Source organism: Parasedimentitalea denitrificans (assembly GCF_011813015.1).
GTDB lineage: Bacteria > Pseudomonadota > Alphaproteobacteria > Rhodobacterales > Rhodobacteraceae > Parasedimentitalea > Parasedimentitalea denitrificans.
Genome location: NZ_QHLQ01000037.1, coordinates 1 through 19563 on the forward strand (window position 1 = coordinate 1; position 19563 = coordinate 19563).

Sequence of the window (19563 nt, forward strand, 5' to 3'; positions counted from 1 at the left end):
AAACCCAGTCGTTTGCCTCAGGGGCAAACCAAACAGCACTTTGATCGTCAGACAAGCTTGTATCGCGGCATCATTATAAGACTGCTGACGTCCCCTCCTGCCAGATGGCGTCGCGTCCCATGCCATCTCTGCATCAAACCAGATCGACAGCGAACCGCGCTGTTTTAGGGCTAGGTTGTAGTCTGACCAGTTCCTGGTCTTGTAAGTCGTCGGTGTCCACCTGCTCATGAACCCCAACTATCACGCTGGATTCATACAGTGAATCCCATCAACCGATTTGTGCAACAAAGCCCAATGCACTATAAAGCCTCACAAAAGCCGTCATGATCCAACGGGAGTCCAAGTTGCAGCATTCGACTCACTTTGCTTTTAGCTCGTCAATTACCCCTTGATATCTCAATCTGCATGTTACGAGCCTATAAAGCAGGGGGGATGCACTTGGTGTTGGCTTGTCGACGCTGAATTGGTGGATCACTGGACCTGTCGCGCTTTAGTGTCGTCCCAGTGCTCGTTTAAGCCGCCTTCCGTTCGAAGGCGACAGGACTTTTCCAGCCCAGTGCTGAGTGCCTACGGCGCGGGTTGTAGAAGCCGTTGATGTAATCAAAGATAGCCATCTCAGCCTCCCGCCGCGTTTCCCGTGACCGACGCCAGATCAGCTCTGCCTTGATGGTTTTGAAAAAGGTCTCAACAGCTGCATTGTCATAGCAATTACCTTTGCCACTCATCGATACCTTGAAGCCATGCTGCCGCAGAATTTTCTGATAGTCATGCGAACAATATTGGCTGCCGCGATCCGTATGGTGCAGGCAACCATTGGACGGCGACCCGAACGCGATGGCCATATTCAATACCGGATCACAAGGTCACGCTTCATCCTGTTTGAGACTGCCCAGCCAATAACGCGCCGGGATTGCAGATCTAGGATCACCGTCAGATACACCCACCCCTCGCGGGTCCAGACATAACCGATATCGCCAGCCCATTTTTGGTTTGGACGTTCCGCTGCGCAGTCGCGGTCCAGAAGGTTTGGCGCATATTGAACTTGTGGTCACTGTCCGTTGTGACCTTGTGTTTGCTCGTTCTGACAACTGAAATGCCGTTCTGGCGCATCAACCTGCCAATACGACGATACCCAACATCCAGACCGTTTTCCTTCAATTCTTCGGTCATCCGTGGCCTGCCATAGCTGTCCAAGCTGAGACGGGACTGCTCCTTGATGTGCGCCAGAGTGACCAGATCAGATCGTTGCCAACGGCTGGCAGGACGATTGCGGAATGTCCGTAGACCACGCGTTCTGGCGCCAACAACCACACACAAGCGATTGGCAGCAAAGTCGGATCTGTGTTCTTCAACGAACCAAAATCTCATTGCATTAGACCCGCGAAGAACTGGGTTGCCTTTTTTAGAATTTCCCTCTCCTTCTTGAGAAGCTGGACTTCACGTCGAAGTCGGTCATTCTCCTTGGCGAGGTCTAAGCCCTCTTTCGAAATCACGTCTGTAACTCGATGGGCCGTGATCCACTTGTTCAGCGTCGACATCCCGACACCCAGATCATCCGCCACCTGCTTACGCGTCAGCCCAGTGGTCAATGTGATCCGCACCTTGGCGGAATTCGTCCGTCCGTCTCAGTCCCATACTCCATCGCCCTTGGTGCAATAAATGCTAGCAAAGGAGCGGCATCAAACCGTTACAGGCCCAAAGTACTTAATCAGGCAGTGGAGTTCTAAAACAATCAATGAGATTCTTTCGTAGAGCGCTAGTGAGCTATCCGGAGACATTTGGTTTGGTGTTTTCAAGTAAAAGAGTATTCAAGGCTATCAGCAATAGGCACAGCCCTGAATACCACTATCAGGTCGTATTAACCGCGACGGCGACGTCCACCTCCGCGGCGGCCACGGCCTTCTTCCCCACCTTTCGATGGAGCCTTGTTAGAGCTGATCCACTCGCTTCCATGTGGGTCATTGTTCGTTAGCAAATTTGCCGCCCGAATGGCGGTCATTTCGCTTCCCGCGCGTGGCTTGGTTGATCCCATTCCGAACATCGATACAAACGCTTCATCGTCCATGCCAGCAGGCAGAACAATACCGGCCGCTTCAACCTCAGCTTTTTTCTCTGCGATTTTCTTTTGGGAAATCGGAAGCGCAACCGGATTCATGATGGCACTGGTCATTCCTGCACCCATCGCCATCGGCAGAAATGCATTATTTATTCCGTGGCGGTTTGGCAAACCAAACGAAACATTGGAGGCGCCACATGTGGTATTAACCCCCAACTCATCCCGAAGACGGCGCACCAAGGCGAACACTTGCTGTCCTGCAGTAGCCATGGCACCAATTGGCATAACCAAGGGATCCACAACAACATCGTGGGCCGGGATCCCAAAATCAGCCGCCCGCTCGACAATTTTTTTAGCGACTGCAAAGCGAACGTCGGGATCTTCAGAGATGCCAGTATCGTCGTTAGAAATTGCAACAACTGGCACGTTGTATTTTTTCACCAGCGGAAGCACTAGCTCAAGACGGTCTTCCTCGCCCGTGACTGAGTTCAGTAGCGGGCGCCCTTCAGCCTCTGCCAAACCGGCCTCTAGAGCACCAGGTACCGAGCTGTCAATGCACAACGGAACGTCGACCAAACCTTGAACCATGCGAACTATTTTGGCCATCAATGGCGGCTCAGTCTCGTTTGGGTTTGGGTTGGAGTTATAGACAACACCCGCATTAATATCGAGAATGTTGGCCCCAGCCAACACCTGCGCTACAGCGTCTTTCTCAACGGTCGAGAAATCGCCAGCCTCCAGCTCGGCTGCCAGCTTTTTGCGGCCGGTAGGATTGATCCGCTCACCAATCACGCAGAACGGTTCATCAAAGCCAAGAACAGCGGTTTTAGTTTTAGATTCTACAACAGTACGGGTCATTATTGATCCTTAGGAGTTGACTGGCTTTGCAGAAGCACCGCCATTTTTAATAGCCCAGTTGGCATTGGCCTTGATGCCGCCAAGAGGGAAAAAGTGCACATTTGTAATGTTAAAGTCCGGATTGGCCACCTTGTGCGCAGCAAGCTTCTCGATCACATCCGTTGGCTCGTAGGGCAGCAACAGCTTGGTAACGTCCATCGCACGTTTTTGCAGCACTTTGAGTGAGGGCCCAACGCCACACGCGATAGCAAACTTGATCAATGTCTGAAGTTTGGCAGGGCCTGCGATACCGATGTGGATAGGGATATCGACCCCGGCAGCACGAATAGCATCAGCCCATTCAATTATCGGATCCGCTTCAAAAGCGAACTGGGTCGCCAATGCCATCTTGGCGTCTGTACGTTCCGAAAACTTTTGTTTCCATAAAAGGGCTTCTAGGACATTCTTATCGGAACCATCGGGGTCAATATCCTTGTTCCCTTCGGGATGACCCGCAACATTCAAATGGGTAAACCCAGCCTTGTCGAACAATCCGGTTTCCAACAATTGCATTGAGCTTTCAAAATCACCCAACGGTGTTTTCACTCCTCCTGCAAGCAGCAGGGCCTGCTTGACGTCGGCCTCGCCTTGATAGCGCTCAACCCAATCCGCCAGTGTCGACTTATCCTGGATAATTCGTGCGGGGAAATGTGGCATAACCGGAAAACCCTGGTTATTCAGGCGCTTGGCGGTCGAAACCATTTCCTCAATTGGCGTGCCATCAATATGAGCGATATAAACACGCGTGCCGACGGGCAGCAAATCACGAAAATCTTCGATCTTAGCGGCTGTTCGGGGCATTACCTCAATCGAATACCCCTGAAGAAATGCCTCAACATGAGCCTTGGCAGGCTCAACACCGCCAAGATCACGTTTCTTGAAGTTTAACAAAGCCATAAAGACCTCCCATATTCGTGCCGAGCCTAGGCCCATCCGTCGTTTTGAATCAGTATCTTAAGGCGGCTTTGATCATACTCGGACTCAAGTCGCTTGGCTTCGGAGACCACAATATCTGCTGCATCCCCATCCATCGAATACGGTTCTGCCTTTCGCCACTCTGCTAGATAAGCATCTGCGTCTTTCGCATTTACTTTCATGGCCGCGCGATCGATTGCTTGTTCGAACCGCTCCTCGAGCTGATGTTTAGCGCCCCGGCGACCTCTTCCTACGATAACCTGAGCCGGTATATCGCGCCAGTAGACTACAGTAACCTCAGGCATTGCCGTACTTCCCTTCAGATAACTCTGTTACTTGCAGTCTTAGTGCGCCTATGGGCAGCGCGTAAGTCGGATTTCGACAGACCGTGAGTTCAGAGCGACGTTTTCAATACTTGGAAATTACATTTTTACCTGTGCAAAGGCCACAGGTCGGAATCGTCATTATATTCATCTGGTTTATGAGTTTGATAGGGAAACCAATGCGCCAAGTTATCGGCAGGCTCTTACAGTACCTTGCGCGCACCCGCCCGCGCACCTATGGTCAAAGTAACACGATAATCGGAGGGCGTGACACATGGCGCCCAGGCGTTCTAATGGTACCGGCGCGTTCCCCAAGGTGGTCGAGCCTCCTGTACCAGCCCGCCCCAATCCCGACGCTTTGTATGCAGCGTTGGATTTGGGTACAAATAGCTGCCGGATGCTGATTGCCCAACCCAAGGGTAGCGGCTTCCATGTAGTGGATAGCTTTTCCAAGTCAGTGCAGCTCGGCGCTGGATTGGAGCGGACCGGACGCTTGTCTCGGTCTTCGATGGCGCGCACCATTCAAGCATTGCGGATTTGTCAGCAGAAACTTCGCAGAAACCGGGTTTCGCATATGCGTCTGGTGGCTACCGAAGCCTGCCGTAGAGCAAAGAACTCCCGTGAGTTCATTCGCCAAGTTAAACGTGAAACCGGGCTGACCCTAGAAATCATCCAGCCAGAAGAAGAAGCTCGGTTGGCGGTGATTTCTTGTGCCCCGTTGGTGTCAACACAAACGGAGCAGCTGCTGGTTGTTGATATCGGCGGCGGCTCCACTGAACTGGTGTGGATCGACATTTCTTCCGTTCCTCGGCGTGATCGGCCTGCCGCAATTATGCGGTTGCACAGTGGATTCAATTCTAACGACAGCCTGTTTCCGAACGCAAAAGTAGTGGATTGGATTTCCGTCCCATTGGGTGTTGCTACGTTACGCGACCAATTCATAGACGTCGACGATGATGCAGCACGGTTTGCTCTCATGAGTTGGTTCTTTGAGGAAAACCTTTCTGAATTCGCACCTTACAAAGACCAACAAGATCGCGCTGGGTTTCAGATAGTTGGGACATCAGGCACTGTTACAACCGTTGCTGCATCCCACCTCGGCCTCAAGCGATACGATAGAACCAAAGTAGATGGCCTTCGAATGACCAGTGATCAAATTGATCGAGTTATAAGAGGCTACCTTGATTTGGGTCCATTAGGCCGAAGGCGTGATCCTCGCATCGGAGAGGACCGTCAGGCTCTTATCATGTCAGGCTCAGCAATTTTGCAAGCATTGCTCCGGTGTTGGCCAACCGACCGCTTATCCGTTGCTGACAGGGGCTTACGCGAGGGTCTTCTTTATGCACAGATGAGCGCGGCTGGAGTATTGGACGATAGCCCATTCTAACATGCAAGGGTTTACCTAGATGCAAGGGTCGACCCGGATCCAAACCTAGCTGCGTCCGACCAGATATCTCTTAAAATCAATCTTCTGACATTCATTTCTCCAACGAACTCAGCTATTCCTTTGGCCTAGGGCGTGGTCTATTCCCAGTTAGGCGACCAATCAAACACACCTCGTGGCGTCGCTCTCCTCCCAACCTGCCTCCCAACCAACCAACGTCGTATAGCGAGACATTACTATTGAAAGCTCATTCGCTCACTTTGTTATTAGGACCTGCAACTTTACTTTATAAAGTCGAGGAGCGAGGCACACATGGCCAAAGGCCGAACATACAATCTCGCCTGCCCAATCGACCGTACCGGCATCGCTGCAAACCTTCTGGCAAATAGACTCAGTGCCTTGACCGCGGACAATCTGGTCAACAAAAAAGACGGCAAGCACGGAACTAAGCTATACCAACTCACCGAACTCGGACGTAAAACCAGCGATCTTCTGTTTGAGTTAGCGAAACTAGGAACACAGTTTGAACCGAAAGGAGATGTCAGCTCTAGAGAAAACATTCGTGCAATCGCAGTCATTTTAGGAACAGCCTGCAAGCTCGCGCTTGCTCCCCACCAAGATTTGGTTGCAACGTTTAATGTTGACGACGAACAGCTTACTCTCATTGTGAAATTTGGTTCAGTGAATGTGTACAGTCACACCGTACTTTCACCCGATTTGGAACTCGATACCAATAATGAAGCCATTCTCAAGTTCCTAGAAACCAAAATGACATTTGAATATTTTGCCGCCGAACATTGCAAAATAACTGTGCACACCATTGGTAAAGAGTATGAGTTCATGGCACTCATGATGGCTGCGCAATCGCATTTACAGGGGTAAAACCCCTTTTCCTTTGTGTCGCGTTAGCCTAAATCGACCTATACCTCATCAGGGCTTTCAAAACTTGGCCGCCTGACGGAAAGAAATGGACCATTGAGATGACTAAAACACCAACCGGCAAGAATACATCAGGTCGTGGTCAACGCGATCTCAAGGTCAAGGTTAAGACCGCACGTGGTCGGACGCTAAGCTCAAGTCGCTGGCTGCAGCGTCAGTTAAATGACCCCTACGTCAAACGCGCCCAAGCAGAAGGTTACCGAGGAAGAGCGGCTTATAAGATCATGGAAGTTGACGATAAATTTCGTTTTCTAGTTCCTGGTGCGCGCGTCGTTGACCTTGGCTGCGCTCCAGGTGGCTGGTGCCAAGTAGCGGTAAAACGCGTAAATGCATTGGGCGAGAAAAAAGGCAAAGCAGTCGGTACTATTCTGGGTGTTGACCTGCAGGAAATGGAAAGCCTTGCCGGCGCTGAGCTACATCAACTTGATTTCATGGATGATGGAGCGGATACGCAGGTCAAAGAATGGCTGGGCGGCAAAGCAGATGTTGTCATGTCGGATATGGCAGCAGCCAGCTGCGGCCATAAACAAACCGACCACCTTCGAATTATTTCACTTTGTGAGACTGCGGCCTACTTCGCTTTCGATGTGCTCGAAAATGGAGGAACTTTCGTCGCTAAGGTTCTGGCTGGGGGAGCTGAAGGTGAATTGCAAAAGGTTCTAAAGCAGAAGTTCACCAAGGTTATGTACATGAAGCCCCCATCATCTCGCTCAGACAGTTCTGAGAAATTTGTTGTTGCCATGGGATTTAGGGGAGAGAGTTAAGCTCTTCGACCATCTGATTGCTTTAAGGAACGCTCCGCCAATGCGCGAAACATCAGGGTCTCTCCTAGCTCACCCTCACTTCGTTTGGATACTCTAAGCCTGACTGAAACCTGATCTGCCACATTCTTTTGGCGTATCAGCTCAAACAGTTGCGAATGCCGAATTTTTGCACTTAACCGCGTCATCAGATCCCCTTTCCATCCTAGAAATGGTCCACTTTATGGTTAAAGTGTAGGTAACAACTATGCCTAGGGGATGGCCGAATTGAGGCAATTTCGCCATTTTTCCTCTGGCGAAATCTTATCGAGTTCACTCAGCAGACCACGACGCTATATCGACGACGTACCTTAGCGTTTCTTTGGGTCTAAAGCCTGGATTAATGCACCGTTGAACTCAGCTCCCAAAATTAGGATCGCTGCGTTAAGATAGAGGAAAATCAGCGCGGCCATTGCCCCAGCCAGTCCGGCATAGGTTGCAGAGTATCGTGCAAACCCGCTTACATAAACAGAAAACCCCCAACTCGCCGCCCACCACATTACTACGGTCAAGATCGCTCCTGGCAGAATGTGACGCACTTTATGTATGTGCCCGGGCAACCAGATGTGGCAGGCCAAGACCGCTACCAGCGGGGCAGCCGCCACCAACAACCCGTTCAAACCACCCTCCCAGCCAATTCCAACCGTTAACTGCGGAAAGAAATCTGCCAAATAACGAGCACTTAAGGGTAGCAGAAATTCAAAAAATGCAGTCGCCATGATGCCCCCCCCCCCGAGAACTACGAAAGCTAGGCATAATAATCGGCATTTCCAAAATGGACGGGGGTCGTCATCGCGATACGCCTGAACCATAGCCAAGCGAACTGCATCAACGCCATTTGAAGCAAAGTACAGGGCAAAGACACCACCCAAGGTCATCAACCTTGAATTAGACGCCTCCAGGACGGCGTAAAGCTCGCTCACAATTGGTTCGGCAACGGCGGGTGGCCATGCACCAAAAACAAGGTCAACCATATCCTCTAGCTGCACATCTTGTGACAGCATTCCTGCCACCGCCCCGGCCAAGGCCACAGTAAACAGTACAAAAGGGAATAGTGCCAACATCATGGACATTGCAATATGGCTACTTAGCACCCAGCCTTGCTTGCGATGAAACCGCTTCGCTGCAGCCAATAAAGCGCGAGGAAACAATATGTAAAGTGGCTTCTGCATCAGAAAAAGCACCAATCTGTCTAACTGTTCGGGAGCCGGGCACGAGCTAGTATCCCGTCTGACACCCGTTTGCTCCACATAAGTCGAGAATTACATTAAGAAGCAACCGCATTATTCAATCCATTTCCTTGGAATTCCGCGTCAATAGATTTTCGCACTTCTGAAAAAGTCATTATTTTGTAGCAATATTTTTATGACAAAGGCATGATTTTAGTTAACTTCTAATTCTTTTGAGATGATCCGACATCTCGCTTTTTCGGATCATGCAGCTGCTAAACGTTTGTAAAGCCGGGGCAAAACACATGCTGTCGATCACCCTTAGCACTCTGATGGTTTTAACCACGTGGATTGCTGCTGGTTTTTTTGCACTCAGCGCAGCTCGAACAGCCCGAACTCCTCAGGGGGCAATGGGTTGGGTTGTTTTCTTGCTCTCACTCCCAGTTATCGCCCTGCCCGCCTATATGTTTTTTGGTCACCACAGATTCAAAAGCTATCGTGACGCAAGACGCCAATCAGCTCGCACAGTTCAGGGAATCAAGGATTTCTCTCATAACTATGCAGTTAATCCTGAAGCGTTGCAGGTTAATCCAGCCCCTTTTGAAGCCGTAGCGGGACTTCCAGTTTGTTGTGGAAACGGGTTTGAGCTGTTAATAAACGGAAAGGATGCTTTTAGTCGTATTTTCAACGCTATAGATGCTGCCGAAGACTATGTATTAGTACAATTTTATATTGTGCGCGATGATGGTTTAGGCAGACGTTTAAGGGACCATATGCTTGCCGCAACCGAACGCGGAGTGGCCGTTTGGTTCATTACAGACTCAGTTGGAAGTCATTCACTGCCGCATAGCTATTCAGCCAGACTTCAGGAAGCAGGGATTAACTTAGTGGACCCCAGAACACGGCGCGGCCCAAAGCACAGGTTCCTCCTCAACTTTCGAAATCACAGAAAGACAGTCATTATAGACGGAAAGGTTGGGTTTACGGGTGGGCTAAATGTCGGTGACGAGTATTTGGGAAAAGATCCTAGCTTTGGTGCCTGGAGAGACACCAATGTTCGAATTACTGGACCCGCGGTACTTCAACTTCAATTGTCTTTTGCAGAGGATTGGCATTGGCTAACCGAGGAGCATTTGCTGGACCTTCTGGACTGGACTGCACAACTATCAAAACAGAACTTCGCAGCACTAATTATCGCAACCGGCCCAGGAGACAGCACCACTGAGACTGGTTCCATGATGTTCTTCTCTGCCATCTCGGCGGCAAAGGAGAGAATTTGGATCACTTCCCCCTATTTTGTACCTGATCTGGACGTCCTCTCAGCACTTAAACACGCGGCACTGAAAGGGCTAGATGTTCGCATTCTGTTGCCAGACAACATTGATCATTATGCGCCTTGGCTGGCTGCATATTCTTACTTTGATGACCTGCGCGCAGCAGGAGTTAGGATTTTTCGTTACAATCAAGGATTCATGCATCAAAAGGTCGTTCTAATCGATGAGTCCATCGCAGGTATTGGTACTACCAACCTAGACAATCGTTCGTTCCGGTTGAATTTCGAAACGATGGCTTTTTTCTTCGACAGAAATGCAGCCCAACAGGTCTCAAGGATGCTTGAAACCGACTTTACGCATGCATTTGAGATAATCGAGGGACTAGACCAGCAGAAACTTCTAATCCGTCTCGCTGCTCCAGTTGCGAGGCTTTTCGCTCCTGTTCTTTAACTGTCTCGATCAACAGTCTGATCTACAGTCTGATCTACAGCAAAAACCTTACCAATAGCACCGACGAGAAACGCTGTACTGATACCAAAACCAAGTAGCCCTGTAACAGCTGAAAAAGCCGCGAATATCCGAAGCCCTGGGCCCAAAACAACATCCCCATAGCCCAACGTCGTATAGGTCACCAAAGAGAAGTATACGGCAGTGTTCCAGTCCGGCAGCGCGCCAGACAGAACAAATCCGGAAGACCATATCCAAACCTGCAGAGTATGCGCAAACAAAACAAACGACAGTGAGATGAAGATTAGAAAAGCTGTGTGTCGTGGCTTTAACGAGTCATTAAACCTACTGGAGAACCGCGCTAGTGCCTTGGCACACAATAGTAAAATTGCGGTTTCCAGAATCAAGCATAAAATTAGAACAAGGCTTCCCCACAAGAGCTGCTGATGTAACGCCATGCCTCATTCCTTTTAAATCCGCCTACTGCAATGATACGGAATAAGTATAATCTAAAATATCAGCGCGCCAGACTGTTCTGGACAGTTTCTGCTATCAAGTATTCACTTACTGAGATCTAGTACAGATGTAGGCAACTAGGAGATGATAGCGTCATGCTGCTGAGTGTCCGAAGTGTTAGCAAACGTTATTCAGACTCCCCTGAAACACGGGCAGTGCTTTGCGATGTTTCAGTCGAACTAAAGGCTGGGACCAGCGTTGCGCTAACTGGTGAAAGTGGGTCAGGGAAAAGCACCCTGTTAAACCTAATCGCTGCCCTAGATCATTACGATAGTGGGGATATCAGTATCGATGGAACCAGCCTAACCGGGCTTTCGGACAAGGCGCGTTCCATGATGCGTCGAACCGAGGTTGCGCTGGTTTTTCAGCAGTTTAACCTTATCCCTTCACTCACTGTAGAGCAGAATCTTTCGCTACATGCTAGACTAGGCGGTAGATTAGATTTGGAGTGGATTTCCACACTAACACAGCGTCTGGGCCTTTCAGATCTTGTTGACCGCTATCCAGAACAGATTTCAGGTGGACAGCAGCAACGTGTAGCCATTGGGAGGGCTCTGGCGGTTCGTCCAAAGCTCCTTCTTGCCGATGAACCTACTGGAAACTTGGACGAAACGACCAGTTCTGAGGTAATGAAACTGCTGATGGAACTGATCCAGACCAGTGGGGCCTCTCTGTTTCTTGTGACACACTCTTCGAGAATTGCCTCACAATTGGAACGTCAAATACATTTGAGCGAAGGAAGCCTTCAATGAAACGCGCTACATTTGGCGCATTGATATCACATTGGCAAAAGCATCCATTGCAGCTACTTGCACTGGTTGTCGGACTGGCAATAGCAACGGCCTTATGGTCTGCTGTTCAGGCTATTAACAGCGAGGCTCGGGCATCCTACGCACGCGCTTCAGCTCAACTAGGTTTTTCTGGTTTGGATGTTCTGATCCCAGAAAATGGAACAATTCCAGTTACTAGCTATGTAAATTTGCGGCGCGCTGGGTGGAAGCTGGCCCCTGTTATTGAGGGGCGATGGCGGCTTCCCAAAGGATCCGTCAGACTTATTGGGATTGATCCACTGAGCCACCCATCTGCTTCTGCTCTAACAGATGCTACAACATTCAAATTAGTTAATCTGACTTCACCATTACAAATATTCCTCCACCCTAATACGAAGGAAAAATTAGACGGCATTCCCGATTTACCACCGATTACCCTGACTGATAGCCTGCCGACGGGAGTTGTACTAACTGACATCTCCATAGCAGAACAACTGTTGACCCATCACGGGCAGCTCTCTCGATTGATAGTTTTGCAGAACAAGTCAATAGGCTTGACGCCGTTGGCAGTTCTGGCACCAAACCTAATTCTTCAATCGGCGAACGGCTCACAAACAGGACGTCTCGCGGATAGTTTCCACCTTAACTTAACCGCTTTTGGTTTTCTGTCATTTGCGGTTGGCCTTTTCATAGTGCAGGGCACAGTCGGTTTGGGGATAGAGCAAAGACGCAATTTGTTCAGAACACTAAGAGCCATGGGCCTCTCCCTAAATCAATTGGTAGTATTGCTACTAAGCGAACTCGTGTTAGTTGCTCTGACTGCAGGCGGAATAGGCTTGATACTTGGATACCTCCTGGCAGGTGCTCTCCTTCCAGACGTTAGTTCAACATTAAATGGCATTTATGGCGAGTCCGTCGAGGGTGAGTTAGCGTTGCGACCATCTTGGGTTCTTTCAGGGCTTGGAATGGCACTCTTTGGAACCGCGCTGGCCAGTGGCCATGCATTTGCAAGTTTTTACAAAATGCCAATTCTAACGATACCAGGATTTCAATCGCGCGCACACACAGCTGGAACTGGTTACAAAATGATGGCAATCACTGGCAGCGGTCTGATCGTGACGGGCGGTATCGCGATGGTGCTGTTTGATGGGCTATTAGTTGGTTTCGCCCTACTGGCAGGGTTGATGTTGGGATCAGCCCTACTTCTTCCACTACTACTGTCGAAAATTCTAACCATAGCGGAAAAAGCTGCGAGTGGCGCTCTATCTGAGTGGGTCTGGGCGGATATGCGAGCGCAACTCCCGGGTGTTTCACTTGCAATGATGGCTTTGATGTTAGCACTCGCGACCAATATTGGCGTCGGAACAATGGTTTCCAGCTTTCGCCTCACCTTCCTTGGCTGGATGAACCAACGATTTTCATCAGAAATATATGTGTCAGTGAATAATGACGAACAAGCTAGCGAATTGGTAAACTGGCTTGACTCACGGGGTGTCACCTCACTTCCAATACGTTGGGCCGAAATTTCAAGTATGGGTATTCCAATACGGGTTTATGGAGCTATGGATCATTCCAGATACCGGAAGAACTGGCCAGTTCTGCAGGCCGTGGAAACTCTCTGGGACGATGTGTTTATTGGCTCAGGAGCCCTAATAAATGAACAGCTAGCCCGTCGCCTGAATTTGTGGCCAGGAGACGAGCTTGCACTTTCAACAGATTGGAAAGTAACGGTTTCCGGCGTCTATTCAGACTACGGAAATCCACATGGTCAAGTTTTAGTCTCATTGTCAAACCTACTTCATAATGTGCCTGATGTCCCTAACCGCCAATTCGGCTTGAAACTGCCTTTAAAAGAAGTCCCAGCCTTAATGAAGGAGCTTCAAGAAGACTTTGATTCCAGAGATATTCTCGCCATTGATACAACCGATATCAAAGCAAGATCCCTTGCTGTCTTTGATCGGACTTTCATTGTGACCGGAGCTTTGAATTTGCTTACCTTAGGAGTAGCAGGCTTCGCTATACTGACTAGCTTACTGACACTCTGGAACATTCGGTTACCTCAGCTAGCGCCGATTTGGGCATTAGGAGTAACTAGGCGACAGTTGGCATGGTTAGAATTGCTACGTAGCCTCGCACTTGCCACTTTGGCAGCAGTTTTGGCGTTGCCACTTGGCCTTCTTCTGGCTTGGGTGTTGTTATCTATCATCAATGTCGAAGCATTTGGCTGGAAACTTCCAATGTTTCTATTTCCGATGGACTGGTTGCGACTGCTTGGGCTCGCGTGGATTGCGGCTATTATAGCGGCAGCGTTCCCTGCATTTAAGCTGGCGCGTATAAAACCTTCGGAACTCCTAGAGGTATTTGCCCATGAGCGTTAAGCTACTGCTTGTTTGCTCAATCGCTTGCTATCCACTTATTGGCTCAGCTCAAGGGTATGCCGGGCTCGGAACTCAAGTTTCTGGCTTTTCTAACCCTGACAGATCGCAGGCTCTGAAATTTCCACATGATCATGGTGCTCACCCTGATTTTCGCGTTGAATGGTGGTATTTGACGGCCAATCTTAAAGGAACTGATGGTCGTGAATATGGTGTTCAATGGACGCTTTTCCGTTCAGCCTTGAGCGCTGGAAATCCTGATGGATGGTCCAACCCTCAGATCTGGATGGGGCATGCAGGAGTAACCACCCCAGAGGACCATCACTTTGATGAACGTTTGGCCAGAGGCGGAATCGGACAGGCGGGGGTAGCAACCCAACCGTTCACAGCTTGGATAGACAATTGGGAGCTTACTAGCCCAGATGAAACACTTAATAATCTGACGGTTACATCAAGTAGTGAATCTTTCGCCTATGATCTGTCAATGAGTGCGAACGGTCCGTTGGTTCTACATGGGGATAACGGCTATTCAGTAAAATCAGCAAACGGCCAAGCCAGCCATTACTACTCGCAGCCACATTACGAAGTCACTGGAGTACTAGCCCTTGCGGACCGTTCAGTGGAGGTCTCAGGTCAAGGGTGGTTAGATCGTGAGTGGTCAAGCCAACCCTTAGAAGAAGATCAAAGTGGCTGGAACTGGTTTTCGCTTAGCTTCGAAAGCGGAGATAAACTGATGGGCTTTATTCTTCGAAGTGAGAATGGTGACTTTACCTCAGGCACTTGGATTGATGCCGACGGGCACGCGGCACCACTGCAACCTGGCGCATTCCAAGCGGCACCGTTGGATTACGCATTAGTTGAAGATCGAACTATTCCAGTTGAATGGCAAATTACCTTACATGAGAAACAAATATCAGTCACAATTCAACCAGTTAACAGGCAAAGTTGGATGGGTACATTGTTCCCGTATTGGGAGGGGCCAGTCACAATATCAGGAAGCCATACTGGCCGTGGATATCTGGAGATGACTGGATATGAATAAGGGCGCCGAAAGGCGCCCTTATTCTGCTTTTTATCGAACGACAAAGACCGAGCAATCCGAGTGCCGGACAACTCTGGCCGCGTTGGGTCCGAGCAGATAGTCCTGTAAATCTGGCTTGTGAGCGCCGATCACAATCAAATCTGCGCCAGCAGCTTTGGCTGTTTTCAAGATCTCTTGATACGCTGTTCCAGTTGCTACCAAATGGCGGACTTTTCCATTCAGCTCAGCCCCTAACGCATGCTCACAAACTTCCCGCAAATGTGCAGACGTTTCTTTGACCGCCTTTTCGTGGTGATGCTCTTCGAAGAAACCTGAAACCCAGCTTTCGCCGAAATCGGGCAGAACAGTCACCACGTCAAGCTGTGCATTGTCTAGTTCAGCCAGCTTAGCCGCCTGAACCAAGACCTTGTCAACAATCTCAGCATTACCAAGATCGACCGCACAAAGGATAGACTTACTCATGCTGGCACTCCTTCTTTGCTGGCTCGGCCGCGCTGCAACATTGCAATTACACCGAGCAACAGAAGCGCAGGCAAAAACACCAGTTCTTTGGGCAGCTGATCAGCAGGAGCTAGTACTGCGGTGATTTGCACAGGCTCATCACCATAGAAGTCAAAGCTCTCGATCTTGGTCGATACTGGAGTACCAAACATTGGCTCATCAAGTTTCATAAGCCCGTCTTCTTCCAACAACATGAACCCGTATGCATCGGCGCGGGACTGTCCGTCGCCCTCACCCTCGATAATCATGACCAACGTTGTTGATTTGATTTTAGAGGTATCAAAGTCAGGGCCCTGGACTGTAATCCTCAACTCTGATCCGGGTTCGGCTGCGCTAATTGCCTGTACTATTTCAGTGGGCGCAACTTCACTATGAGCCGGCATTAGCCTATCCATAAAGAAATCTGGCCTGAACAAGACAAAAGCAACCAGTACCAAGCCAACACTCTCATAGATCCGAGAACGTGTAAGGAAGTATCCCATTGTACCAGCCGTAAATACAAGGATGGCAATGGTTGCGGATATCGCAACGATAACACCTTGCACCAATGTTACATCTATCAACAACAAATCAGTATTGAAGATGAATACAAACGGCAGTGCCACAGTTCGCAGGCTATAGAAGAATGCGATAAACCCGGTTTTAATCGCGTCGCCGCCTGATACCGCCGCGGCGGCAAAGCTAGCCAGCCCGACAGGCGGTGTCACATCCGCCATAATGCCAAAGTAGAACACAAACAGGTGTACGGCGATCAGCGGCACAACCAGCCCCGATTGCGCACCCAGTTCAACAACAACACCTGCCATCAGCGAACTGACAACAATGTAGTTAGCAGTTGTTGGAAGCCCCATACCCAGAACAAGAGATAAGAGCCCAACAAGAACCAGCATCAGGATCAAATTACCACCGGAAAGGAACTCAACCAGATCGGCCATTACCTGACCGATACCAGTCAGAGTCACCGTACCAACGATAACACCGGCCGTGGCAGTGGCCAGAGCAATGCCGATCATGTTGCGTGCGCCCTCGATCAAACCATCCCAAAGATCCACCATGCCTTCTTTAACGGCATTGGCTGTTTCGCTTTCACCGCGGAACATGGATTTGATAGGTTTCTGCGTCAACAGAATCACGAATAGTAGCGCAGTTGCCCAAAACGCAGACAGACCTGGAGACTTCTGTTCGATCATCAAGAAGTAGACCAACACGATGATCGGCAGGAGGTAATGCAACCCAGCTTTGTAGATCTCAGACACAACCGGTAGTTCAACCACCTTGGCATTCGGATCATCTGGAACCAGATCTTCTACACCTGAAGCAACCCACAGCAACGCGACGTATGTCACAGCTACGATTGCTGACATAACAATGCTTGAAACACCCGGCATTAGATAAGCAACCAGCTGAACGGGGTATTTGACACCATAACAAAGTGCTGCAAAACCAGCGAAGAACAAGGCCATTCCGCCGATGGTTCTACCCATTGACACAACGCGATTGCCAAGAGTTGGCATGTTGCGCTTCACAGCTTCCAAATGCACGATGTAGACAAGCGCAATGTAGGAAATTGTTGCTGGCAGGAAGGCATGAGTGATCACTTCGACATAAGAAATGCCGACATATTCCACCATAAGGAAAGCCGCAGCCCCCATTACCGGTGGCATAATTTGCCCGTTGACCGATGACGCAACCTCAACCGCACCCGCTTGTTCACTAGAGAACCCAACACGTTTCATCAGCGGAATGGTGAAGGTACCAGTCGTTACAACGTTAGCAATTGACGAACCCGAGATCAGACCAGTAGCAGCAGAACCAACGACGGCAGCTTTAGCAGGACCACCACGCAAGTGGCCAAGTGCGCCAAAGGCCATCTTGATAAAGTAGTTGCCCGCGCCCGCTTTGCTTAGCAGCGCGCCAAACAACACAAACAAGAAGACAAATTTGGTCGAAACGCCAAGCGCAATACCAAAGACCCCTTCCGAAGTGATCCACATATGGCTCATTGCCTTCTTCAGACTGGCGCCTTTCCAGCGAATTACGTCTGGTAAGCCATCCCACGAGCCGAAGAAAACATAACCAAGGAATATCACTGCAATGATCGCCATAGCTGGTCCCAAAGCACGACGGGCTGCTTCGAACAGCAGGACCAGTCCGATTAGTGCAAACCACTTGTCCACGTCGTCGGCCAGGCCACCGGAGTTCACCACTTTTTGGTAGAAGATATAGCCATATAGCGCGATGAACGCACCGCCGATGGCCATAATCCAATCTTGGATTGGAACGAAATTCCTCGGACTGGTCTTCAGCATTGGATAGGCTGTGTAGGCAAGGAAAATAGCAAATGCCAAATGGATTTGCCGTGAGTTATTCACCACGCTTCCCGGTAACAAGACGTTGGAAAGCGGTGAGGCCAGAATGACCTGAAACACCGACCAGATTACCGCAACAATTGCCAAAAACAGCCCGATCGACCCTGGAGGGTTCCTCGCGCCGGCATCCGAAGACGCCACCAGATCTTGCAATTCTTCTTCGGTAAGCGGCCGATTTTCATGAACATCAGATGTCATGGATAATCTCCCCTATGGCCGTCGTTTGTACGCGGCCTTGATTTTGACGCCTCAGTCCCCCGGGCGTGAAACGGGGCGCTAAAAGCGCCCCGTCAGAACTTTAGATTGGATTATTCAATCCAACCTTGCTCTTTGTAGTACTTCGCAGCACCGGCGTGCAGCGGAGCAGACAGACCAGCAGTTGCCATTTCTTCTGGCTGAAGGTTAGCGAACGCTGGGTGCAGCTTGCGGAACGCGTCGATGTTTTCAAAAACTGACTTAACAACGGTGTACACAGCTTCCTCAGAAACGGCATCCGAGGTTACAAAAGTTGCGCCAACACCAAAGGTTGCTGTGTCCGCATCCGAGCCACGGTACATACCTCCTGGGATTTTGGCTGTACGATAGAACGCATTGTCGTCGATCAAGCCGGTAACGGCATCGCCATCAACGGTAACCAGAACGGAATCACAGGCTGTTGTGGCTTCCTGGATGGAGCCCGACGGGTGACCAACGGTGTAAACCATGGCGTCGATCTGGTTGTCACACAGCGCAGCGGACTGCTCAGCAGCTTTCAACTCAGTTGCCAGAGCAAAGGCATCCATGCCCCAACCCTTGGCGCCCATCAGGACTTCCATTGTGCCGCGCTGACCGGAACCTGGGTTACCGATGTTTACACGCTTACCTTTAAGGTCATCAAAGGTCTTGATGCCGGAATCAGCACGAGCCACGACGGTAAAGGGTTCAGGGTGAACCGAAAACACCGCGCGGAGGCCTTCAAAAGCACCAGCTTCTTCGAACTTTGATGTTCCGTTAAAGGCATGGTGCTGCCAGTCAGACTGCGCAACACCAAATTCCAGCTCGCCTTCACGAATTGTGTTGATGTTGTAGACGGATCCACCGGTTGATTCGACCGAACAACGGATACCGTGCTCTTTGCGACCTTTGTTTACCAAACGGCAGATTGCACCGCCTGTTGGATAGTAAACGCCAGTTACTCCGCCCGTACCGATGGTGATGAATTCCTCAGCCATAGCTGCCGGAGCCATGAACGTGGCGGCCAACAACGCGCCAACTGTCAGTTTAGTAGTTGTCATGATCAAGTCTCTCCCACTTGTATTGTTTATAGATCGGGATCGCAGGCATTCTGTATTCTCCCAGGTATTTTCCCGGCAGGATATTTCTCGGCGTGGTAGGCCGTACAATCAACGCAGTGTCCCGATCTTTCCAGACGGTTCCACCCTACAATGCGCAAGTCAAGAGTGTGCAGTTATGTCGCAGTCAGGATAACGACAAATTCTGCTTATTTGACAACCACCATCCAAATTTCCCCGTCGAAAGCAGGGTCAATTCGCCGCAGGCGGAGGCATAATATGATGTTATGTGGACTAAAAGCGAGCTTTCATGTCGAACACGAGGAAGAAACAAGCGAAATCACGCGGCGTAAATATATATATTACAATCATTTAAACAAACAATTGCAATCTATGTTAGAGCTATCAATAGCTCGGCAGGGCTTTGTTGCACAAATAGGGTTGAGGTCGGACCTCCCCTGACACCGGACGGATTTAGCCTATCGCCTCTGTCTTGGGGATGCCAAGTGCAGTAA

The 19563-nt window shown here is 49.9% G+C and carries 16 protein-coding genes and 1 pseudogene; 7 read left to right on the forward strand and 10 right to left on the reverse strand.

Annotated features, from left to right (window positions below; genetic code table 11):
* From DL239_RS20370 to DL239_RS20390, 5 genes and pseudogenes are all read right to left on the reverse strand, one after another.
* On the reverse strand, positions 1-228 hold a 228-nt coding region (locus DL239_RS20370), incomplete at its 3' end, for a transposase (RefSeq protein ID WP_206188570.1).
* A gap of 284 nt (positions 229-512) precedes the next feature.
* A pseudogene (locus DL239_RS20375) lies at positions 513-1635 on the reverse strand (IS3 family transposase).
* Between the two features lie 223 nt (positions 1636-1858).
* Complete coding sequence (locus DL239_RS20380) at positions 1859-2914, reverse strand: methyltetrahydrofolate cobalamin methyltransferase (RefSeq protein ID WP_167685941.1); 1056 nt, start codon at positions 2912-2914, stop codon at positions 1859-1861.
* A gap of 9 nt (positions 2915-2923) precedes the next feature.
* Positions 2924-3850 (reverse strand): methylenetetrahydrofolate reductase, encoded by a 927-nt coding sequence (locus DL239_RS20385; RefSeq protein ID WP_167685942.1) that lies wholly within the window; start codon positions 3848-3850, stop codon positions 2924-2926.
* Positions 3851-3876: 26 nt separating this feature from the next.
* Positions 3877-4173: a virulence factor gene (locus DL239_RS20390; protein WP_167685943.1), complete on the reverse strand. Its 297-nt coding sequence runs from the start codon at positions 4171-4173 to the stop codon at positions 3877-3879.
* 292 nt (positions 4174-4465) lie between these two features.
* Between DL239_RS20390 and DL239_RS20395 the strand changes: the two genes are divergently transcribed.
* The 3 genes from DL239_RS20395 (at position 4466) to DL239_RS20405 (ending at position 7278) form a co-directional block, all read left to right on the forward strand.
* Positions 4466-5578, forward strand: coding sequence for a Ppx/GppA phosphatase family protein (locus DL239_RS20395; RefSeq protein ID WP_167685944.1), 1113 nt, complete (start codon positions 4466-4468; stop codon positions 5576-5578).
* A 309-nt stretch (positions 5579-5887) separates the two neighbouring features.
* Positions 5888-6457, forward strand: a complete 570-nt coding sequence (locus DL239_RS20400; RefSeq protein ID WP_167685945.1) for a winged helix-turn-helix transcriptional regulator — start codon at positions 5888-5890, stop codon at positions 6455-6457.
* A gap of 98 nt (positions 6458-6555) precedes the next feature.
* The gene (locus DL239_RS20405; protein WP_167685946.1) at positions 6556-7278 is read left to right on the forward strand and encodes an RlmE family RNA methyltransferase; all 723 of its coding nucleotides are present in this window, start codon (positions 6556-6558) and stop codon (positions 7276-7278) included.
* A gap of 347 nt (positions 7279-7625) precedes the next feature.
* Here the strand turns inward: DL239_RS20405 and DL239_RS20410 are convergent, their stop codons facing one another.
* Positions 7626-8486 carry a YihY/virulence factor BrkB family protein gene (locus tag DL239_RS20410; RefSeq protein WP_167685955.1) on the reverse strand — a complete coding sequence of 287 codons (861 nt, stop codon included), beginning with the start codon at positions 8484-8486 and terminating at the stop codon, positions 7626-7628.
* Positions 8487-8788: 302 nt separating this feature from the next.
* Between DL239_RS20410 and cls the strand changes: the two genes are divergently transcribed.
* Positions 8789-10207 (forward strand): cardiolipin synthase, encoded by a 1419-nt coding sequence (gene cls, locus DL239_RS20415; protein ID WP_167685947.1) that lies wholly within the window; start codon positions 8789-8791, stop codon positions 10205-10207.
* On the opposite strand, the gene DL239_RS20420 is transcribed toward cls, so the two are convergent.
* A complete protein-coding gene (locus tag DL239_RS20420; RefSeq protein WP_167685948.1) occupies positions 10204-10662 on the reverse strand; it encodes a potassium channel family protein in 459 nt (152 codons plus the stop codon). The genes cls and DL239_RS20420 overlap by 4 nt on opposite strands.
* Positions 10663-10815: 153 nt before the next feature.
* On the opposite strand from DL239_RS20420, the gene DL239_RS20425 reads away from it, so the two are divergent.
* Genes DL239_RS20425 through DL239_RS20435 form a run of 3 tightly spaced genes read left to right on the forward strand, consistent with a single transcriptional unit; the run spans position 10816 to position 14907 of the window.
* Complete coding sequence (locus DL239_RS20425) at positions 10816-11472, forward strand: ABC transporter ATP-binding protein (protein WP_167685949.1); 657 nt, start codon at positions 10816-10818, stop codon at positions 11470-11472.
* A complete protein-coding gene (locus tag DL239_RS20430) occupies positions 11469-13868 on the forward strand; it encodes an ABC transporter permease (RefSeq protein WP_167685950.1) in 2400 nt (799 codons plus the stop codon). The genes DL239_RS20425 and DL239_RS20430 overlap by 4 nt, the downstream gene beginning before the upstream one ends.
* The gene (locus tag DL239_RS20435) at positions 13858-14907 is read left to right on the forward strand and encodes a lipocalin-like domain-containing protein (RefSeq protein ID WP_167685951.1); all 1050 of its coding nucleotides are present in this window, start codon (positions 13858-13860) and stop codon (positions 14905-14907) included. The genes DL239_RS20430 and DL239_RS20435 overlap by 11 nt, the downstream gene beginning before the upstream one ends.
* Positions 14908-14937: 30 nt before the next feature.
* Here DL239_RS20435 and DL239_RS20440 read toward each other — a convergent pair whose 3' ends face one another.
* The 3 genes from DL239_RS20440 to DL239_RS20450 all read right to left on the reverse strand — a co-directional run bounded on the left by DL239_RS20440 (position 14938) and on the right by DL239_RS20450 (position 19051).
* A complete protein-coding gene (locus DL239_RS20440; protein ID WP_167685952.1) occupies positions 14938-15369 on the reverse strand; it encodes a universal stress protein in 432 nt (143 codons plus the stop codon).
* Entirely contained in the window at positions 15366-17975 is a 2610-nt protein-coding gene (locus DL239_RS20445) for a TRAP transporter permease (protein ID WP_167685953.1), read from the reverse strand. Before DL239_RS20445 ends, DL239_RS20440 begins: the two co-directional genes overlap by 4 nt.
* 110 nt (positions 17976-18085) lie before the next feature.
* On the reverse strand, positions 18086-19051 hold the full coding sequence (locus tag DL239_RS20450; protein ID WP_167685954.1) for a TAXI family TRAP transporter solute-binding subunit: 966 nt from the start codon (positions 19049-19051) through the stop codon (positions 18086-18088).
* Positions 19052-19563: the final 512 nt, after the last annotated feature.

What these genes read in the sequence shown, in the direction of transcription:
- DL239_RS20380 (WP_167685941.1), bottom strand. Translation starts at nt 2,914, where the DNA reads ATGACCCGTACTGTTGTAGAATCTAAAACTAAAACCGCTGTTCTTGGC.
- DL239_RS20385 (WP_167685942.1), bottom strand. Translation starts at nt 3,850, where the DNA reads ATGGCTTTGTTAAACTTCAAGAAACGTGATCTTGGCGGTGTTGAGCCT.
- DL239_RS20390 (WP_167685943.1), bottom strand. Translation starts at nt 4,173, where the DNA reads ATGCCTGAGGTTACTGTAGTCTACTGGCGCGATATACCGGCTCAGGTT.
- DL239_RS20395 (WP_167685944.1), top strand. Translation starts at nt 4,466, where the DNA reads ATGGCGCCCAGGCGTTCTAATGGTACCGGCGCGTTCCCCAAGGTGGTC.
- DL239_RS20400 (WP_167685945.1), top strand. Translation starts at nt 5,888, where the DNA reads ATGGCCAAAGGCCGAACATACAATCTCGCCTGCCCAATCGACCGTACC.
- DL239_RS20405 (WP_167685946.1), top strand. Translation starts at nt 6,556, where the DNA reads ATGACTAAAACACCAACCGGCAAGAATACATCAGGTCGTGGTCAACGC.
- DL239_RS20410 (WP_167685955.1), bottom strand. Translation starts at nt 8,486, where the DNA reads ATGCAGAAGCCACTTTACATATTGTTTCCTCGCGCTTTATTGGCTGCA.
- cls (WP_167685947.1), top strand. Translation starts at nt 8,789, where the DNA reads ATGCTGTCGATCACCCTTAGCACTCTGATGGTTTTAACCACGTGGATT.
- DL239_RS20420 (WP_167685948.1), bottom strand. Translation starts at nt 10,662, where the DNA reads ATGGCGTTACATCAGCAGCTCTTGTGGGGAAGCCTTGTTCTAATTTTA.
- DL239_RS20425 (WP_167685949.1), top strand. Translation starts at nt 10,816, where the DNA reads ATGCTGCTGAGTGTCCGAAGTGTTAGCAAACGTTATTCAGACTCCCCT.
- DL239_RS20430 (WP_167685950.1), top strand. Translation starts at nt 11,469, where the DNA reads ATGAAACGCGCTACATTTGGCGCATTGATATCACATTGGCAAAAGCAT.
- DL239_RS20435 (WP_167685951.1), top strand. Translation starts at nt 13,858, where the DNA reads ATGAGCGTTAAGCTACTGCTTGTTTGCTCAATCGCTTGCTATCCACTT.
- DL239_RS20440 (WP_167685952.1), bottom strand. Translation starts at nt 15,369, where the DNA reads ATGAGTAAGTCTATCCTTTGTGCGGTCGATCTTGGTAATGCTGAGATT.
- DL239_RS20445 (WP_167685953.1), bottom strand. Translation starts at nt 17,975, where the DNA reads ATGACATCTGATGTTCATGAAAATCGGCCGCTTACCGAAGAAGAATTG.
- DL239_RS20450 (WP_167685954.1), bottom strand. Translation starts at nt 19,051, where the DNA reads ATGACAACTACTAAACTGACAGTTGGCGCGTTGTTGGCCGCCACGTTC.